The organism is Kitasatospora sp. NPDC058032 (assembly GCF_042885845.1).
In the GTDB taxonomy this organism is placed as follows: Bacteria; Actinomycetota; Actinomycetes; order Streptomycetales; family Streptomycetaceae; genus Kitasatospora.
Genome location: NZ_JBHVRK010000001.1, coordinates 98,760 through 114,279 on the forward strand (window position 1 = coordinate 98,760; position 15,520 = coordinate 114,279).

General features: G+C 75.6%; 16 protein-coding genes. 10 read left to right on the top strand and 6 right to left on the bottom strand.

What is annotated here, in order from left to right; translation table 11 throughout:
• Positions 1 to 2: 2 nt before the first annotated feature.
• Positions 3 to 1,838 carry a dipeptide ABC transporter ATP-binding protein gene (locus ACFVUH_RS00420; protein ID WP_387910139.1) on the top strand — a complete coding sequence of 612 codons (1,836 nt, stop codon included), beginning with the start codon at positions 3 to 5 and terminating at the stop codon, positions 1,836 to 1,838.
• On the opposite strand, the gene ACFVUH_RS00425 is transcribed toward ACFVUH_RS00420, so the two are convergent.
• Positions 1,805 to 3,010, bottom strand: a complete 1,206-nt coding sequence (locus tag ACFVUH_RS00425) for a cytochrome P450 (protein WP_387910141.1) — start codon at positions 3,008 to 3,010, stop codon at positions 1,805 to 1,807. The genes ACFVUH_RS00420 and ACFVUH_RS00425 overlap by 34 nt on opposite strands.
• Positions 3,011 to 3,100: 90 nt before the next feature.
• On the bottom strand, positions 3,101 to 3,319 hold the full coding sequence (locus tag ACFVUH_RS00430; RefSeq protein ID WP_355373719.1) for a ferredoxin: 219 nt from the start codon (positions 3,317 to 3,319) through the stop codon (positions 3,101 to 3,103).
• 665 nt (positions 3,320 to 3,984) lie between these two features.
• On the opposite strand from ACFVUH_RS00430, the gene ACFVUH_RS00435 reads away from it, so the two are divergent.
• Positions 3,985 to 4,548, top strand: a complete 564-nt coding sequence (locus tag ACFVUH_RS00435) for an EF-hand domain-containing protein (protein WP_355373716.1) — start codon at positions 3,985 to 3,987, stop codon at positions 4,546 to 4,548.
• Positions 4,549 to 4,591: 43 nt separating this feature from the next.
• Here ACFVUH_RS00435 and ACFVUH_RS00440 read toward each other — a convergent pair whose 3' ends face one another.
• Positions 4,592 to 5,914, bottom strand: coding sequence for an MFS transporter (locus ACFVUH_RS00440; protein WP_387910143.1), 1,323 nt, complete (start codon positions 5,912 to 5,914; stop codon positions 4,592 to 4,594).
• Between the two features lie 200 nt (positions 5,915 to 6,114).
• On the opposite strand from ACFVUH_RS00440, the gene ACFVUH_RS00445 reads away from it, so the two are divergent.
• Both ACFVUH_RS00445 and ACFVUH_RS00450 read left to right on the top strand, forming a co-directional pair.
• On the top strand, positions 6,115 to 6,747 hold the full coding sequence (locus ACFVUH_RS00445) for an AAA family ATPase (protein WP_387910145.1): 633 nt from the start codon (positions 6,115 to 6,117) through the stop codon (positions 6,745 to 6,747).
• A 17-nt stretch (positions 6,748 to 6,764) separates the two neighbouring features.
• A complete protein-coding gene (locus ACFVUH_RS00450) occupies positions 6,765 to 7,322 on the top strand; it encodes an AAA family ATPase (RefSeq protein ID WP_387910147.1) in 558 nt (185 codons plus the stop codon).
• On the opposite strand, the gene ACFVUH_RS00455 is transcribed toward ACFVUH_RS00450, so the two are convergent.
• Positions 7,323 to 7,898, bottom strand: coding sequence for a TetR family transcriptional regulator (locus tag ACFVUH_RS00455; RefSeq protein WP_355373704.1), 576 nt, complete (start codon positions 7,896 to 7,898; stop codon positions 7,323 to 7,325).
• Positions 7,899 to 8,017: 119 nt separating this feature from the next.
• Here ACFVUH_RS00455 and ACFVUH_RS00460 point away from each other — a divergent pair, with 119 nt between their 5' ends.
• Entirely contained in the window at positions 8,018 to 8,614 is a 597-nt protein-coding gene (locus ACFVUH_RS00460) for a dihydrofolate reductase family protein (protein WP_355373702.1), read from the top strand.
• On the opposite strand, the gene ACFVUH_RS00465 is transcribed toward ACFVUH_RS00460, so the two are convergent.
• A complete protein-coding gene (locus ACFVUH_RS00465; RefSeq protein WP_387910150.1) occupies positions 8,568 to 9,557 on the bottom strand; it encodes an EamA family transporter in 990 nt (329 codons plus the stop codon). The genes ACFVUH_RS00460 and ACFVUH_RS00465 overlap by 47 nt on opposite strands.
• A 133-nt stretch (positions 9,558 to 9,690) precedes the next feature.
• Between ACFVUH_RS00465 and ACFVUH_RS00470 the strand changes: the two genes are divergently transcribed.
• A complete protein-coding gene (locus ACFVUH_RS00470; protein WP_355373699.1) occupies positions 9,691 to 10,116 on the top strand; it encodes a gamma-glutamylcyclotransferase family protein in 426 nt (141 codons plus the stop codon).
• 76 nt (positions 10,117 to 10,192) lie between these two features.
• On the opposite strand, the gene ACFVUH_RS00475 is transcribed toward ACFVUH_RS00470, so the two are convergent.
• Complete coding sequence (locus ACFVUH_RS00475) at positions 10,193 to 11,653, bottom strand: catalase (RefSeq protein ID WP_387910152.1); 1,461 nt, start codon at positions 11,651 to 11,653, stop codon at positions 10,193 to 10,195.
• 211 nt (positions 11,654 to 11,864) lie between these two features.
• On the opposite strand from ACFVUH_RS00475, the gene cbiE reads away from it, so the two are divergent.
• Genes cbiE through ACFVUH_RS00495 form a run of 4 tightly spaced genes read left to right on the top strand, consistent with a single transcriptional unit; the run spans position 11,865 to position 15,211 of the window.
• Positions 11,865 to 13,124, top strand: a complete 1,260-nt coding sequence (gene cbiE, locus ACFVUH_RS00480; protein WP_387910154.1) for a precorrin-6y C5,15-methyltransferase (decarboxylating) subunit CbiE — start codon at positions 11,865 to 11,867, stop codon at positions 13,122 to 13,124.
• Positions 13,121 to 13,882: a precorrin-4 C(11)-methyltransferase gene (gene cobM, locus ACFVUH_RS00485; RefSeq protein WP_355373691.1), complete on the top strand. Its 762-nt coding sequence runs from the start codon at positions 13,121 to 13,123 to the stop codon at positions 13,880 to 13,882. Before cbiE ends, cobM begins: the two co-directional genes overlap by 4 nt.
• A gap of 16 nt (positions 13,883 to 13,898) precedes the next feature.
• Positions 13,899 to 14,639: a cobalt-precorrin-6A reductase gene (locus tag ACFVUH_RS00490; protein ID WP_387910157.1), complete on the top strand. Its 741-nt coding sequence runs from the start codon at positions 13,899 to 13,901 to the stop codon at positions 14,637 to 14,639.
• 41 nt (positions 14,640 to 14,680) lie between these two features.
• Entirely contained in the window at positions 14,681 to 15,211 is a 531-nt protein-coding gene (locus tag ACFVUH_RS00495) for a DinB family protein (protein WP_387910159.1), read from the top strand.
• The last annotated feature ends 309 nt before the right edge of the window (positions 15,212 to 15,520 follow it).

Here is a 15,520-nt window from a genome sequence, read left to right on the forward strand (position 1 = left end):
CCGTGAACCCCTCCCCCGCCGCCGCCCCCGGGCACCGCGCCGAGCAGCACGCCGACCAGCACGCCGAGCCGGCGGTGCTCAGCGTCCGGGACCTGTCCGTCACTTTCGCCGACCCGCGCGGCGGCGCGCCCGTCGCCGCCGTGCGCGGGCTCTCCTTCGACCTCGCCCGCGGCGAGGTGCTCGGCCTGGTCGGCGAGTCCGGCTCCGGCAAGTCCGCCACCGGGCTCGCCGTGCTCGGCCTGCACGACCCCCGCACCACCACCGTCACCGGCTCGATCCGGCTGGCCGGGCAGGAGCTGGTGGGCGCCGGGGAACCGGTGCTGCGACGGGTGCGCGGCGGGCGGGTGGCGCTGGTCTTCCAGGACGCGCTGACCTCGCTCAGCCCCTTCCACGGCGTCGATGCGCAGCTCGCCGAGATGTACCGGCTGCACCACCCCGACGCGGGCCGGGCCGAGGCCCGCCGGCGGGCGGCGGCGATGCTCGACCGGGTCGGCATCCCGGCCGCCCGGGTCCGCGACTACCCGCACCAGTTCTCCGGCGGCATGCGCCAGCGCGTGATGATCGCGATGGCGCTGATGAACGACCCCGACGTGCTGATCGCCGACGAGCCGACCACCGCGCTCGACGCCCGCGTCCAGCGCCAGGTGCTGGACCTGCTGGGCGAGCTGCAGCGCGAGCACGGCACCGCGGTGCTGCTGGTCAGCCACGACCTCGGGGTGGTCGCCGGCACCACGGACCGCACCCTGGTGCTGCGCGGCGGCCGGCCGGTGGAGAGCGCGCCGACCGCCACCCTGCTGGCCGCGCCCCGCGAGCCGTACACCCGGGCCCTGGTGGGCGCCGCGCTCACCCTGGACTCGGTCCCGGGCACGCCGCTGCCGACCGTCGACGACCCGTCGCCCGCGCCCCGGACCGCCGCCCGCACCGGGCCGTCCGACGCGGTGGCCGGCGCGCCGCCCGCGCCGGACCGCCACTGGCTGGTCGAGGTCGAGGACCTCGCCGTGCACTTCCCCGGCCGCCGCCGCGGCCTGGCCCTGCCGGGGCGCGGGCGGCCCGCACCGGTGCGCGCGGTCGAGGGCGTCAGCCTGCGCATCGCCCCCGGCGAGACGCTCGGCCTGGTCGGCGAGTCCGGCTCCGGCAAGTCCACCACCTCCCGGGTGCTGGCCGGCCTCCAGGCCGCCACCGCCGGCACCGTCCGCTACGACGGCGTCGACGCCACCGCCCCCGACCGGGCGCTGCGGCGACGGCTCGCCAAGGAGGTCCAGCTGGTCTTCCAGGACCCGTACGCCTCGCTCAACCCGCGCCGCACCGTCGCCCAGACCCTGGACACCCCGCTGCGGCTGCACACCGCGCTGGACGCCGGGCAGCGGCGCGCCCGCTCCGCCGAACTGCTGGAGCAGGTCGGCCTGCCGGCCGCCCACCTGGACCGCTACCCGCACGAGTTCTCCGGCGGCCAGCGCCAGCGGATCGGCATCGCCCGGGCGCTCGCCCCCGAACCGCGGCTGATCATCGCCGACGAACCGGTCTCCGCCCTGGACGTCTCGGTCCAGGCGCAGGTGCTCAACCTGCTGATGGAGCTGCGCGAACGCCTCGGCGTCGCCTTCCTGTTCGTCTCCCACGACCTCGCGGTGGTGCGCCACTTCTGCGACCGCGTCGCCGTGATGCACCGCGGCCGCCTGGTCGAGTCCACCGACCGCGACCGGCTCTTCGCCGCGCCGCACACCGACTACACCCGGGAGCTGCTCGCCGCCGCGCACCAGCCAGGAGCTGTCCGGTACTCCGGTGAGAGTTCTCCCTTGGGCCCCGCTCACCAGGTCACGGGCAGTGACCGCATCCCATAGATGAACGACTCGGTACGGAACTCGCGCTCGCCGGCCGGCCGCAGCCCCGGCAGCCGGCGGAACAGCGTCTCCAGGGCGATCTGGAGTTCGGCGCGGGCCAGCGGCTGGCCCAGGCACTGGTGCACGCCGAAGCCGAAGGCCAGTTGCCGCCGGGCGTCCCGGTCCAGGTCCAGCTCGTCCGTCGCCCGATGGCCGGCGCCGCCGAACACCGCCTCGTCCCGGTTGGCGGTGGAGAGCATCGCCATCACGCCCTCCCCGGCCCGGACGGTGACGCCGCCCAGCTCCACGTCCTCCAGCGCCACCCGGGGCAGGCCGGTGTGCACGATGGTCAGCAGCCGCAACAGCTCCTCCACCGCGCCCGGCAGGGTGGCCGGGTCGGCCAGGCCGGAGATCTGCTCGGGGTGCTCCAGCAGCAGCGCGGTCGACAGCGAGATCATGTTCGCGGTCGTCTCGTGCCCGGCGATCAGCAGCAGCACGCCCATGCCGGCCACGTCGTCCGGGGTCAGGTCGTCCCGCGCCGCGAGTCGGCTGAGGACGTCGTCCTCCGGCTGTGCGCGCTTGCGGGCCGTCAGGTCACGCAGGTAGTCCCGGACCTCCTCCTGGGCCTCCCGGAGCTGCTCCACGGTGCTCTCCTGGTTGAGCATCGTGCGGCTCAGGCGCTGGAAGCGGTCGTGGTCCTCGTACGGCACGCCGAGCAGCAGGCAGATCACCAGCGAGGGCACCGGCAGCGCGAAGTCGGTGACCAGGTCGGCCGTGGTCCGGCCCGCGGTCATCCGGTCCAGTGCCTCGTCCACGATCCGCTGGATCTCCGGGCGCAGCGCCTCCACCCGCTTGACCAGGAACTCCCCGGTGAGCATGCGGCGCTGGCGGGCGTGCTCGGGGTCGTCGAGCCGCAGGAAGTCCGGATTGTCGGTGATCAGCTCGCGAGCCCCGGCGACCAGCAGCGGGAAGGCCGGGTGGCGTATGTCGGCACTGAACCGGCGGTCGGACAGCACGGTGCGGACCTCGGCGAAGCCGGTGACCAGCCAGCAGAGGTCGCCGTCGGGCAGCTCGGCCCTGGTCACCGGCCCGGTGGCGGCGGCCTCGGAGTACGCGGACGGCGGGCCGAACGGGCAGCCGCCGGAGTGCCGGGCCGGCAGTGGGAGGACGGGGGTGGTGGGTGCGGTGGTCAAGGCGGGGGTCTCCTCACGTCGTGGGTGTTCTCGTGGGGTTCGGGGCCCGGGAAGGTTCCCGGCGGCCCGCGGGGCCGGCGGCGGGGGCCGTCAGGCCCCGGTCCGCGCGGGCTCGTCCCCGGTGACGGTGATCGCCCGGCCCGGGCAGAGCTCGGAGGCGAGTCTCACGTCGTCGAACTGCTCGGGCAGCAAGACGGTCCGACGAAGCCTCACGAGACTGTCCCGGTCGTCCTGGTCGAAGACCGCGGGGGCGTTCGTCACGCACATGCCGGAGCTGCAGCAACGGTCCCGGTCGACACTCACCTGCATGTCGGGCACCTTTCGCCAGGGCGGCGCCGACTGCCCGGCGGCCGCCTCTCGTTGTCACGGTCAACCTAGCCATCGCCGATCCGTTCACGGAGGGGCCCGGTGGCCGGATCGAGAATGGCTGGTTCGGCCCCTGTGCGTGAACTCCATTGCGGCGCACTGCGTTTCAACTCGCGGCACTTTGCCGGACGGGTCGGCGGACCCGACCGCACGGACGGCCCCGCAAGCCTTCAGTGGTGGCCAACTCCCGTACGGAGGGCACCGTTTCGTCCTCGGCGGCGCTCTTGTCCGGCCGGTGGCGCACCACCCGGGCGAATCGCAGGACCGGCCCGCCGGGGTAGCGGGGGCTGCCCTGCGGGGTAACCGGGGCTGCCCCGCAGGGCCGGCCCGGCGGGGCAGCGGGGGCTGCGCTGGAGGCCGTCGAAGGCGACCTCGACCAGTTCCGGCCGGACCAGCGCCGTCCGGACGTCCCGCCCGGTCTCCCGGGCGAGCAACCCGGCGGGCCGACCGGCCGGCCGGTCAGCCGGCGGGCCCCGGCGCCGCCGGCCCTGCGCCGGCCACTTCGCGGCTTCGGCTGCGCGCCCGGCACCCGGCGGGTTAGCGTGCTGCGTCCGACCGTTGCGCCTGAACTCCGTTGTGATTGCCGGGAACGACCAGCCGGGGGAGACGTGTCCGAGGAACTGCTGCTCGCGAGGATCAACCACGGCTTCGACCACCTCGACGCCGACGGGGACGGCCTGCTGACCGAGCACGACCACGTGCTGATGGGCCATGCGGTGGCCCGCTCGCTGGGCCACGCCGAGGGCTCGCGCGCCGAGCAGCGGATCGTCGCCGCCTACCTCGCCATCTGGCGGGACCTGCACGTCTCCCACCTGCCGATCGGGACCACCGCGATCAGCCGCCGGCAGTTCGTCGCCTCCACCCGCGCGCTCGCCGACGACCCGGTGGCCGCGCGGACCGTGTTCGGGGCGCTCGCCGAGGCCTTCCTGGCCATCGCCGACGTGGACGGCAGCGGGACGGTCGACGCGGGCGAGTTCTTCGTCTTCCAGCGCGGCCACTTCTCCGCGCTCTCCCGCGACGACGCGGACGAGGCGTTCCACCGGCTCGACCTGGACGGCGACGGCACGCTCTCCGCCGAGGAGTTCGTCTCCGGCCTGATCGAGTTCTGGACCAGCCGCGCCCCGCAGGCCCCCGGCCACTGGTGGGCCGGCCGCCCGCCCTACCTCGGCTGACCGGCCTCACCCGGCGGGCCGGCCCGCCCCGGCCGACCGGCCGTCACTCCTCCACGTCGTCCGGGAAGTCGCGCAGCGCGCGCACCTCGCGGGTCAGCAGCAGCGGCAGCAGGGAGAGCAGCGCCACCCCGGCGACCACCCAGAGCGCCGGACGCGTACCGACCGCCGACCCGAGCAGACCCCCGGCGGCAGCGCCCAGCGGCAGGGTGCCCCAGATGACGAAGCGCACCGAGGCGTTCATCCGGGCCAGCAGCGCCGCCGGGGTCACCGCCTGCCGCAGGCTCACCTGGGCGATGTTGTAGGCGGTGATGCCACAGGCCATCAGCCCGGCCGCCGCCGCCAGGGTGGGGACGGCCCGGCCCGGCTCGGCCGTGGCGAGCAGCAGCACGCCGAGGCAGGGCAGGAACCGGGAGGCCAGCAGCAGCCGGCCCAGGCCCAGCACCCGGACCAGCCGGGCGGTGAACAGCGCGCCGAGCAGGGCGCAGGCGTTGCCGAGCATCAGCGCGAGGCCGAGCCGGCCGGGTGAGAGCCCGAGGTCCCGCAGGGCGAAGGCGGGCAGCAGGGCGCTGAGCGCGCCGCCGAGCCCGGCCAGGTTGGCGACGGCGGTGGCCAGGGCGAGCGAGCGCAGGGCGCGGTGGCGCAGCACGAACCGCAGGCCCTCGGCGATCCGGGTGCGCATCCGTTCCGGCGCCGCGGGCGGTCGCGGGTCCGCCCCGGCGGCCGGGGCGGCGGCCGGCCTCGGGGGGCGGATCGCGCCGAGGAGCAGCGCCGAGACGAGGTAGCTGGCCGCGTCGGCGAGCAGGACCAGCGGGGCCGTCACCCACTGGAGCAGCAGGCCGGACAGGCCCGGTCCGGCGAGTTCGGCGGCCGAACGGGAGAACTCCAGGCGGCCGTTGGCGTCCGCGACCTGGCGGCGGCCGACGACCTCGGGCAGGAAGGCCTGGTCGGCGATGTCGAAGAAGACGGTGAACAGGCCGGTGACGAAGGCGACCGCGCAGAGCAGCGGCACGCTCAGCACGTCCAGCGCGTGGCCGAGCGGGACGGCGCCGAGCGCGACCGCCCGGCCCGCGTCCGCGGCCACCATCACCCGCCGCCGGTCCCAGCGGTCGAGCAGCGCGCCGGCGGGCAGGCCGACCAGCAGGAAGGGCAGGGTCTCGGCCGCCGAGACCAGGCCGAGCTGGCCGGGGGTCGCGCCGACGGTGGCGAGCGCGAGGACGGGCAGTACGAAGAGGCTCAGCTGGGTGCCGAACTGACTGACGGTGTGGGCGGACCAGAGGGCGGCGAAGTTCCGCTGCCGCCACAGGGCCGGTGGCGGGGCGGCCGAGGGGCCCGCCCCGGTGGCCGTCGCCGTCCGCGTGCTCGTCATACCGCTCCCCCGGTCCCGGCGCCGGCTCCCCCTCCGGGCCGGGCACCCGACGGATGGTAGTCGAATGATCCGCTCCGGCGCGGGCACTCGGCGGATCCCGGACCGGGGCCGGGGCGTGCGCGGCGGGCGCCACCCTGAGCACCCTGCTCGCCACCTGGTCCGGCCCCGCGGACCGAGGCCGCCCGCGTAGGCTGGCGGGCATGCTCCTGTGGATCAACGGCCCGTTCGGCGGCGGCAAGACGCAGGTCGCGCACGAGTTGCTGCGCCGGCTGCCCGGCAGTGTCGTCTGCGACCCGGAGGAGGTCGGCTTCGGTCTGCACCGGATGACCCCGAAGCCGCTGCGCGGCGACTTCCGGGACCTGCCGGCCTGGCGCCAGGGCGTGTTCGAGGTGCTGGATCGCACGCTCGCCGGCCACCGGGGCACGGTGATCGTCCCGATGACGGTCACCGAGCCCGGGCACTTCGCCGAGACGGTCGGCCGGCTGCGCGAACGCGGCCACGACGTACGGCACTTCGCGCTGCTCGCGGAGCGCGAGGTGGTGCTGCGGCGGCTGCGCGAGCGCGGCGGCGGCCGGGCCGTCCAGCTGATCGCCGGCAAGGAGGCGCCGCTGCGCCGGGAGTCCTTCGCGGTCACCCGACTGGACCACTGCCTGGAGCGGCTGAGCGGCCCCGCGTTCGGCGAGCACGTGCGGACCGACCGGCTGACCGTCTCCGAGGTCGCCGGCCGCCTCGCCGCCTCCGCCGGCCTGGCGCTCGCCCCCGACACCGACGGCCCGCTGCGCGCCCGGCTGCGCCGCGCCGCCGTCGGCGCGCGCCACATCCGCTTCGTCTGAGAGGACGGCGACACACCGTGCGACGGTTCATCCTCACCGGCACCCCGGGGTCCGGGAAGACCACGCTCCTCGAGGAGTTGGCGCGGCGCGGCCACGACGTCGTGCGGGAGGCCGCGACCGACGTGATCGCCCGGCGGCAGGCCGCCGGGGAGGCGGCGCCGTGGGAGCGGGCCGGCTTCGTCGACGAGGTGGCGGGCGTGCAGCGGGCCCGCGCTGCGGCGGGGCCGTCGGCCGCGGCCGGGGCGGTCCGGTTCCACGACCGCTCCCCGGTCTGCACCGAGGCGCTCAGGATCTTCCTCGGCCGCCCCGCCTCGCCCGCGCTCACCGCGGAACTGGACCGGATCGGGACCGAGGCCACCTACCGGCGCGAGGTGTTCTTCGTCCGCGGGCTCGGCTTCGTCGAGCGGACCGCCGCCCGCCGGATCTCGCTCGCGGACGCGCTCGCCTTCGAGCGGCTGCACGAGGAGGTCTACCGGGCACGTGGCTACCGGCTGATCGAGGTTCCGGCGGCGGCGGTGTCCGCGCGGGCGGACCTGGTCGAGGCGGCGGTGCGGGAGATGCTCCCGGAGGTCTGATCAGGCCTCCGGGACGGTGCGGGCGACCAGGGTGTCGACCAGGGCCGGGAGGGCGTCGGGACCGAGCACGCCGGGCAGGGTGAGGTGTTCGACGAGCAGGCCGGTCATCGCGAGGTAGAGGACGACGACGGTCTCGCGGTCGCCGGGCAGGCCCTCGTCCAGGTGGTAGGCGATGTTGGCGTCCAGCTGCTCGCGGACGGTGGCGGTGAGCCGGGCGCGCACGTCCGGGCGGCGGGTGGCCTCCAGGCGCAGTTCCAGCAGCGCGAGGTAGCCGGAGCGGTCGGCGTCGATGCGCCGCACCAGGTCGTGCATCAGGGCGGTGACCAGGGCCCGGTCACGGGGCGCGCGCAGCAGCTCGCCGATGATCACCGGGTCGGGGGTGAGCCGGTGGTGCACGTGCCGGGCGGTCTGGTCGAGCAGGTCCTCGCGGCCGGTGAAGTAGTTGGACGCGGTACCGGCCGGGACGCCCGCCCGCAGGTCCACGGCGCGGAAGGTGAGTCCGCGCGCCCCCTGCTCGGCGAGGACGTCGACGGCCGCGTCGGTGAGCGCGGCACGGCGGGCGGGGTTCTGGGCCATCGCTGAAGCTCCCTCAGGAAATCTCTTGCAACCACTACAGACGAAGTACTATAACTGTCGTGGTTGATCGATCCGAACGGAGTCGGTCCGACCGAAGTCGATCCGAACAAAGGACATGGATGCGAAAGCTCACGTACTACGTCGGCACCACCGTCGACGGCTTCATCGCCGCCCCGGACGGCGACTACCAGTTCCTCATGCCGTACGTCGGCGGGGAATTCCTCTCCCACCTGTGCACCGAGTACCCGGAGACGGTGCCGACCCCCGGCCGGGCCGCGCTGGGGATCGCCGAGGCGCCCAACCGGCGCTTCGACACCGTGGTCATGGGCCGCGGCACCTACGAGCCGGGGCTGGCCGTGGGCCTCACCAGCCCCTACGCCCACCTGCGGCAGATCGTCTTCTCACGCGGCCTGGGCGAGAGCCCCGACCCCGCCGTGGAGGTCACCGCGGCCGACCCGCTGGACGTGGTGCGGGAGCTCAAGCGGCAGGACGGCCTCGGCATCTGGCTCTGCGGCGGCGGCGAGCTGGCCGGCCGGCTGCTGCCGGAGATCGACGAGCTGATCGTCAAGCAGTCCCCGGTGGCGATCGGCGCCGGGGTGCCGCTGTTCCGCGCGGGCTTCGCCCCGCACACCTTCACCCTCACGGACTCCCGGGTCTTCCCCAACGGGGTCACCGTGCGGACCTTCGGGCGGACGGGCGCGCCGACAGCCGGCTGACGCTCACCACCAGGCAGACGCCCGCGACCACGATCGCCCCACCCAGCAGGGTGGGGCCGGTCAGCGGCTCGGCCAGCACCAGCCGGCCCAGCAGCACGGCCACCACCGGGTTCACATAGGCGTAGGTGGCGACCAGGGTGAGCGGGGCCGAGCGCAGCAGCCAGGCGTACGCGGTGAAGGCGACCAGCGAGCCGAACACCACCAGGAAGCCCAGCGCCAGCCAGGAGCGGGTGGAGATGTCGCCGGGGTGCAGGCCGTGCTGCTCCCCGCGGGCCAGTCCGATCAGCGCGTTGCCGAGCCCGCCGGCCAGCATCTGGTAGGCGCTGGCGGCGAGGACGTTGGCGGGCATCCGGATGCGCTTGGACGCGAAGGAGCCGAACGCCCAGGTGAGGGTGCCGCAGAGGATCGCGACCACCCCGGCGGGCGCGATGTCCCCGCCGACCGCGGGGACGGACAGCACGGCCAGGCCGACCAGTCCGAGCAGCACCCCGGCCAGCTCGGCCGGCTTCGGCCGGTCACCGCCCGCCGCCGTCAGCAGCACCATCCACAGCGGTACGGCGGCGACCAGCAGCGCGGCCAGGCCCGAGGGGACCCAGGTCTCGCCGAGCACCACCAGACCGTTGCCGCCGGTCAGCAGCAGGCCGCCGACCAGGGCCGAGGAGCCCAGCTGCCGCCGGTCCACCCGCAGGCCGGAGCGGCCGTGGCGGACGGCGACGAACCCGGCGAGCAGCAGTCCGGCGGTCAGGAAGCGCGCGGCGGCGGAGAGGAAGGACGGCATCGTCTCGACCGTGATCCGGATCGCCAGGTACGTCGAGCCCCACACCACGTAGACGACGGCCAGCGCCACCCACACGCCCGCCCCGAGCCGCGCCGCGGCGGGAGCGGGGCCGGCGGGCGGGGCGTCCGCGGGCGCGGCCGGTCCGCGCTCGGCGGGAGCTGTCACGGGTGTCCCCCTTGGACGGTGCTGGCAGGTGTACCCGCCATGACACCGCATCGGGCACCCCGCGCGCCAGTGGGTATCACCGAACGGGCACCATCGACGTTTCCACCGGCCCCCCGTTCGAGGAGGAACCCCCGTGCCCGCCGCACCCGCCGCCCTGCCCTTCTTCGTCTACGGCACCCTGCTCACCGGGGAGCGCAACCACGCCGCCTTCCTCGCCGGCCGGTGCGCCGAGGTGCGGGCGGCGGTGCTGGAGGGCGCGGCGCTGCACGAAGGGCCCGGGTTCCCCTACGCCGTACCGGACCCCGCGCCGGGGCGGCGGATCAGCGGCGAGCTGGTCACCGTCCACCCGGCCGCCTACCCGCGGGCGCTCGCGGCGCTGGACCGGCTGGAGGACTGCCGGCCGGACGGCCTCGGCGCGTACGTGCGCGAGCGGCTCACCGTCCGGACGGCGGACGGCGCGACGGCGGACGCCTGGGTGTACCTGGCCGGACCGGCCGCCGCCGCCCGGCTGCGCGCCCGCCCGGCGCTGATCGCCTCCGGCGACTGGCGCCGGCGCTGAGAACGCGGCCCGGGGGCGCGGGCCCGGCGGACCCGCGCCCCCGGCGGCGGGAGCGGCGGAGGACGGCAGGGCGCCGTCAGGCCTTGCCGACGCCCTTGGCGATCCGGTCGCCCAGCGCCTTGTCGACATTGCGCCAGTACTGCACCGCCCGCTCCAGCACCGGATCGCTCACCCCGCCCTGGAGGTGCCCGACGATGTTGGAGACCAGCCGGTCGCGCTGCGCGTCGTCCAGCACCTTGCGCACCATGGTGCCCGCCTGCCCCCAGTCGTCGTCCTCCCTGTGCAGCGAGTACGCCTCGCGCACCATGTCGCCCGAGCTGTGCCAGCCGGCCGACGGGTCGTCGTAGCGCCGGGGGTCCGCGGCCGGCCCGCCGTAGGAGTTGGGCGCGTAGGGCCTCGCCGTCCGCGCCGGGTCGAAGCGCATCGGCCCGTCCTTGGCGTAGGAGTGCGCCGGCACGTGCGGGCGGTTCGGCGGCAGCTGCGCGTAGTTGGGGCCGATCCGGTACCGGTGGGTGTCCGGGTAGGAGAAGATCCGGCCGAGCAGCATCTTGTCCGGCGAGACGCTGATGCCCGGCACCAGGTTGGCCGGCTCGAAGGCGGCCTGCTCGATGTGGACGAAGTAGTCCTCCGGGTTGCGGTTCAGCGTCATCGTCCCGACCCGGATCAGCGGGTAGTCGCCGTGCGGCCAGACCTTGGTCAGGTCGAAGGGGTTGAAGCGGTAGTCGGGCGCCTCGTCGAACGGCATGACCTGCACGTACAGCGTCCAGGACGGCGGGTTGCCGCCCTCGATGGCCTCCCAGAGGTCCTGCCGGTGCAGGTCGGGGTCCGAGCCGGCCAGCCGGTCGGCGTCCGCCTGGGTGAGGAAGTCGATGCCCTGGTCGGTCTTGAAGTGGTACTTCACCCAGAACCGCTCGCCGCCCCCGTTGACCCACAGATAGGTGTGCGAGCCGTACCCGTTCATGTGCCGGTACGACTTCGGGATGCCCCGGTCGCCCATCAGCCAGGTGACCATGTGGGCGGACTCCGGCGAGAGCGTCCAGAAGTCCCACTGCATGTCGTGGTCGCGCAGACCGTTGTCCGGGCGGCGCTTCTGCGAGCGGATGAAGTCCTGGAACTTGATGGTGTCGCGGACGAAGAAGACCGGCGTGTTGTTGCCGACCAGGTCGTAGTTGCCGTCCTCGGTGTAGAACTTCAGCGCGAAGCCGCGCGGGTCGCGCCAGGTGTCCGGGCTGCCCTGCTCGCCCGCCACGGTCGAGAAACGGGCCAGCATCTCGGTCCGCCGGCCCGGCTGGAACAGGGTCGCCCTGGTGAACCGGCTGACGTCCTCCGTCGTCTCGAAGACGCCGTACGCCCCGGCCCCCTTGGCGTGCACCACCCGCTCCGGCACCCGCTCCCGGTTGAACTGGGCCATCTTCTCGATCAGGTAGTGGTCGTGGAGCAGGATCGGGCCGTCCCTGCCCACCGTGAGCGAGTTGTCGTCGCTCGGCACCGGGACGCCGGCGTTGTTGGTGGTGTACGGGACCGCTGACTCGGACATGCTGTCCTCCGTTGCGTGCTGAGGTCCCCCCGGAGGTGTTCCCGGCACGACGCTAACCCGCTGCGACCGGGCCCGCACCCTGGCTCACCGGCCGCCGGATACCGCCAGGTAGGCTGCCCACACCCTGGTCCCCGGCCCGCCGGCGATCAGCCGCCGAGCCGACGACGACCCGGCGACGACCCACCGCCGACCCGCCCCGAGGAGCCCACCGGTGCCCCAGCAGCCACCCCCGATCACCGTCGTCGGGATCGGGGCCGACGGCTGGCCCGGGCTCGCCGGCACCGCCCGCGCCGCGCTGCGGGCGGCCGGCGCCGTGATCGGCGGCCCCCGGCAGCTCGACCTGCTGCCCGCGGACGAGGTGGCCGCCGAACGGGTGCCGTGGCCGTCCCCGCTGCGCCCGGCCGTGGCCGGACTGCTCGACCGCTACGCCGGACGCCCGCTCGCCGTACTGGCCAGCGGCGACCCGATGTTCTACGGCATCGGCCGCACCCTCGCCGAGACCGCCGGACCCGAGCGGCTGCGCGTCCTGCCGCACCCCTCCTCCGTCGCGTACGCCTGCGCCCGGCTCGGCTGGCCGCTGGAGGCCACCGAGGTGGTCAGCCTGGTCGGCCGCCCGCTCGACACCCTGCGGCTCGCCCTCAACCCCGGGCGCCGGCTGCTCGTGCTCAGCGCGGGCGCCGCCACCCCGGCCGCCGTCGCCGGGCTGCTCTCCGCGAGCGGCCACGGCGCCGCCCGGCTGCACGTCCTCGAACAGCTCGGCGGCCCCGGCGAACGGCTCCTCGACGGCCCCGCCGACGGCTGGCCGCACCCGCCCGGCGACCCGCTCAACGTGATCGCCGTCGAGCTCCCCGCCGACGGCCCGCGCACCCCCGTCGTCCCCGGTCTGCCCGACGGCGCCTACGAGAGCGACGGCCAGCTGACCAAGCGGCACGTGCGCGCCGCCACCCTGGCCACCCTGGCGCCCGTCCCCGGCGAACTGCTCTGGGACGTCGGCGGCGGCTCCGGCTCGATCGCGATCGAGTGGCTGCGGGCCCACCGCGACAACCGGGCCGTCACCGTGGAACGCGACCCGGTGCGGGCCGAGCGGATCGCCCGCAACGCCGCCGCGCTCGGCGTGCCCCGGCTGCGGGTGGTCACCGGCGCCGCCCCGCGGGCGCTGGCCGGGCTGGCCGCGCCCGACGCGGTGTTCATCGGCGGCGGGCTCACCGCGCCCGGTCTGCTGGACGCCTGCTGGGCGGCGCTGGCGCCCGGCGGCCGGCTGGTCGCCAACACGGTGACCCTGGAGTCGGAAGCACTGCTCACCGACCGGTACCGGCGGCACGGCGGGGAGCTGCTGCGGCTCACCGTGGCGCACGCCGTCCCGGTCGGCGGCTTCACCGGCTGGCGCCAGGCGATGCCGGTCACCCAGTGGTCCGTCGTCAAGCCCGCCACCGCGCCCGCGCCCCCCACCTCCGAGGAGAACGCCCCGTGACCGTCCACTTCATCGGGGCCGGCCCCGGCGCCGCCGACCTCATCACCCTGCGCGGCCAGCGGATCCTCGCCCGCGCCGAGGTCTGCCTGTACGCCGGCAGCCTGGTGCCGCGCGAGCTGCTCGCCGAGTGCCCGCCGGGCGCCCGGCTGGTCGACACCGCCAACCTCACCCTCGACGCGATCACCGACGAGCTGGTCCGCGCGCACGCCGCCGGACAGGACGTCGCCCGGCTGCACTCCGGCGACCCGTCGGTGTTCAGCGCCGTCGCCGAGCAGATGCGCCGGCTCGACGCGGCCGGGGTGCCGTACGAGGTGGTGCCCGGCGTGCCGGCCTTCGCCGCCGCGGCGGCGGCGCTCAAGCGCGAACTGACCGTGCCGACGGTGGGCCAGACCGTCATCCTCACCCGGATCGCCAAGCGTGCCACCCCGATGCCGCCGGGCGAGGACCTCGCCACCCTCGGCCGCAGCGGCGCCCTGCTGGTGCTGCACCTGGCCGCCGGGTACGTGGACGACGTGGTCGAGCAGCTGCTGCCGCACTACGGCGCCGACTGCCCGGCCGCCGTGGTCGCGATGGCCAGCCGGCCGGACGAGCTGGTGCTGCGCGGCACCGTCGGTGACATCGCCGGACAGGTGAAGGCGGCGGGCGTGGTCCGCACCGCGGTGATCCTCGTCGGGCGCACGCTCGGCGCCGGGCAGTTCCGCGACAGCCACCTCTACTCCGCGGACCGCGAGCGCCCGCACGAGCCCTGCGGCGCGTGAGCGGGGGAATCGCCCGATGACGCACGTCCTCCTCCTCGGCGGCACCACCGAGGCCCGTGCCCTCGCCTCCGCGTTGGCGGCCGGGCGGCCCGCCGTGCGGGTCACCAGCTCGCTCGCCGGGCGGGTCGCCGAGCCCCGGCTGCCCGCCGGAGAGGTGCGGATCGGCGGCTTCGGCGGCCCCGACGGCCTCGCCGCCTGGCTGCGCGCCCAACGGGTGGACGCGCTGGTGGACGCCACCCACCCGTTCGCCGCCGCGATGTCCCGCAACGCCGCCGAGGCCGCCGCGGCGACCGGCGTACCGCTGCTCGCCCTGCGCCGCCCCGGCTGGGCGCCGGTGCCGGGCGACCGCTGGCACCGCGTCCCCTCGCTCGCCGCGGCGGCGCGCCTGCTGCCGTCCCTCGGCCGGCGGGTGCTGCTCACCAGCGGCCGGCAGGGCATCGGCGCCTTCGCCCACCTGGACGGCCTGCACTTCGTCGCCCGCTCGGTCGATCCGCCCGAGCCGCCGCTGCCCGCCTCGCTGGACGTCCTGCTCGACCGCGGCCCGTTCACCCTGGACGGCGAGCGGGCGGTGCTGCGCGAGCACCGGATCGACGTCGTGGTCACCAAGGACAGCGGCGGCGCGGCCACCGCGCCCAAGCTCACCGCGGCCCGCGAACTCGGCCTGCCCGTGGTGGTCGTGGACCGCCCGCCGGCTCCGGCCGGCGTCCCGGTCGCGGAGAGCGTCGAGGCCGCCCTGGCCTGGCTGGCGGACCGTTGATTCCCGTGCCGGGCCGGTGTCCGCCCTGCCACCATGGCCCGATGACGGATGCCTACGACCTCGCCGACGCCGCCCGCACCGAGCCCCCCTCGGCCGGCGACGAACGTGCCACCCTGACCGCCTTCCTGGACTTCCAGCGCGACACCTTCGCGATGAAGTGCGCCGGGCTGACCACCGCCCAGCTCCGCGCCCGCCCGCTGTCCTCCTCGACGCTCTCCCTGCTCGGCCTGACCCGCCACCTCGCCGAGGTCGAGCGCAGCTGGTTCCGCAACGCCCTCAACGACGAGGCCCGCCCCGGCTTCTGGAAGCATCCGGACGGCAGCTTCGCCGAGTTCGACGCCGACGAGGCCGACCCGGACGAGGCCTTCGGCATCTGGCGCCGCGAGTGCGCCCACGCCCGGGAACTCGTCGCCGCCGCCCCGTCGTTGGACGTCCTCGGGCACCTGCGCCCCGACGGCGGGCAGAGCTGGTCCCTGCGCTGGATCCTCACCCACATGATCGAGGAGTACGCCCGCCACAACGGCCACGCCGACCTCCTCCGCGAACACCTCGACGGCCGCACCGGCGAGTAGCAGCCGCACCACGAAGGAAGGCTCCGGACGATGAGATCCCGGCAGAAGGGAAGCGGCACCCCCGGCCCGCAGGAGCCGTGGAACGGGATCGTGCCGGGCCTCCGGATGGGCGGGCACGGCTTCACGCCGCCCGGCGGCAGACCCGAACCCGCCGTCGCGGGACGGGAGTTCGACCTGGCCGTGAGCCCGTTCACGCTGCCCGGCCGTGGGGGCCCCCCGGGGGGCCCCCCCCCCCGGGGGCCCGCGCCGGGACAAAGGTATCGGCATGTCGAACTATTTGGGGGCCGGGGGGGTTTTGGCGCGGCGCGG

Bases quoted from the DNA above. Each gene is read 5' to 3' on its own strand.
- ACFVUH_RS00430 (WP_355373719.1), bottom strand. From the start codon at position 3,319: ATGCAGGTGAGTGTCGACCGGGACCGTTGCTGCAGCTCCGGCATGTGC.
- ACFVUH_RS00440 (WP_387910143.1), bottom strand. From the start codon at position 5,914: ATGACGAGCACGCGGACGGCGACGGCCACCGGGGCGGGCCCCTCGGCC.
- ACFVUH_RS00445 (WP_387910145.1), top strand. From the start codon at position 6,115: ATGCTCCTGTGGATCAACGGCCCGTTCGGCGGCGGCAAGACGCAGGTC.
- ACFVUH_RS00455 (WP_355373704.1), bottom strand. From the start codon at position 7,898: ATGGCCCAGAACCCCGCCCGCCGTGCCGCGCTCACCGACGCGGCCGTC.
- ACFVUH_RS00460 (WP_355373702.1), top strand. From the start codon at position 8,018: ATGCGAAAGCTCACGTACTACGTCGGCACCACCGTCGACGGCTTCATC.
- ACFVUH_RS00475 (WP_387910152.1), bottom strand. From the start codon at position 11,653: ATGTCCGAGTCAGCGGTCCCGTACACCACCAACAACGCCGGCGTCCCG.
- ACFVUH_RS00490 (WP_387910157.1), top strand. From the start codon at position 13,899: ATGACGCACGTCCTCCTCCTCGGCGGCACCACCGAGGCCCGTGCCCTC.
- ACFVUH_RS00495 (WP_387910159.1), top strand. From the start codon at position 14,681: ATGACGGATGCCTACGACCTCGCCGACGCCGCCCGCACCGAGCCCCCC.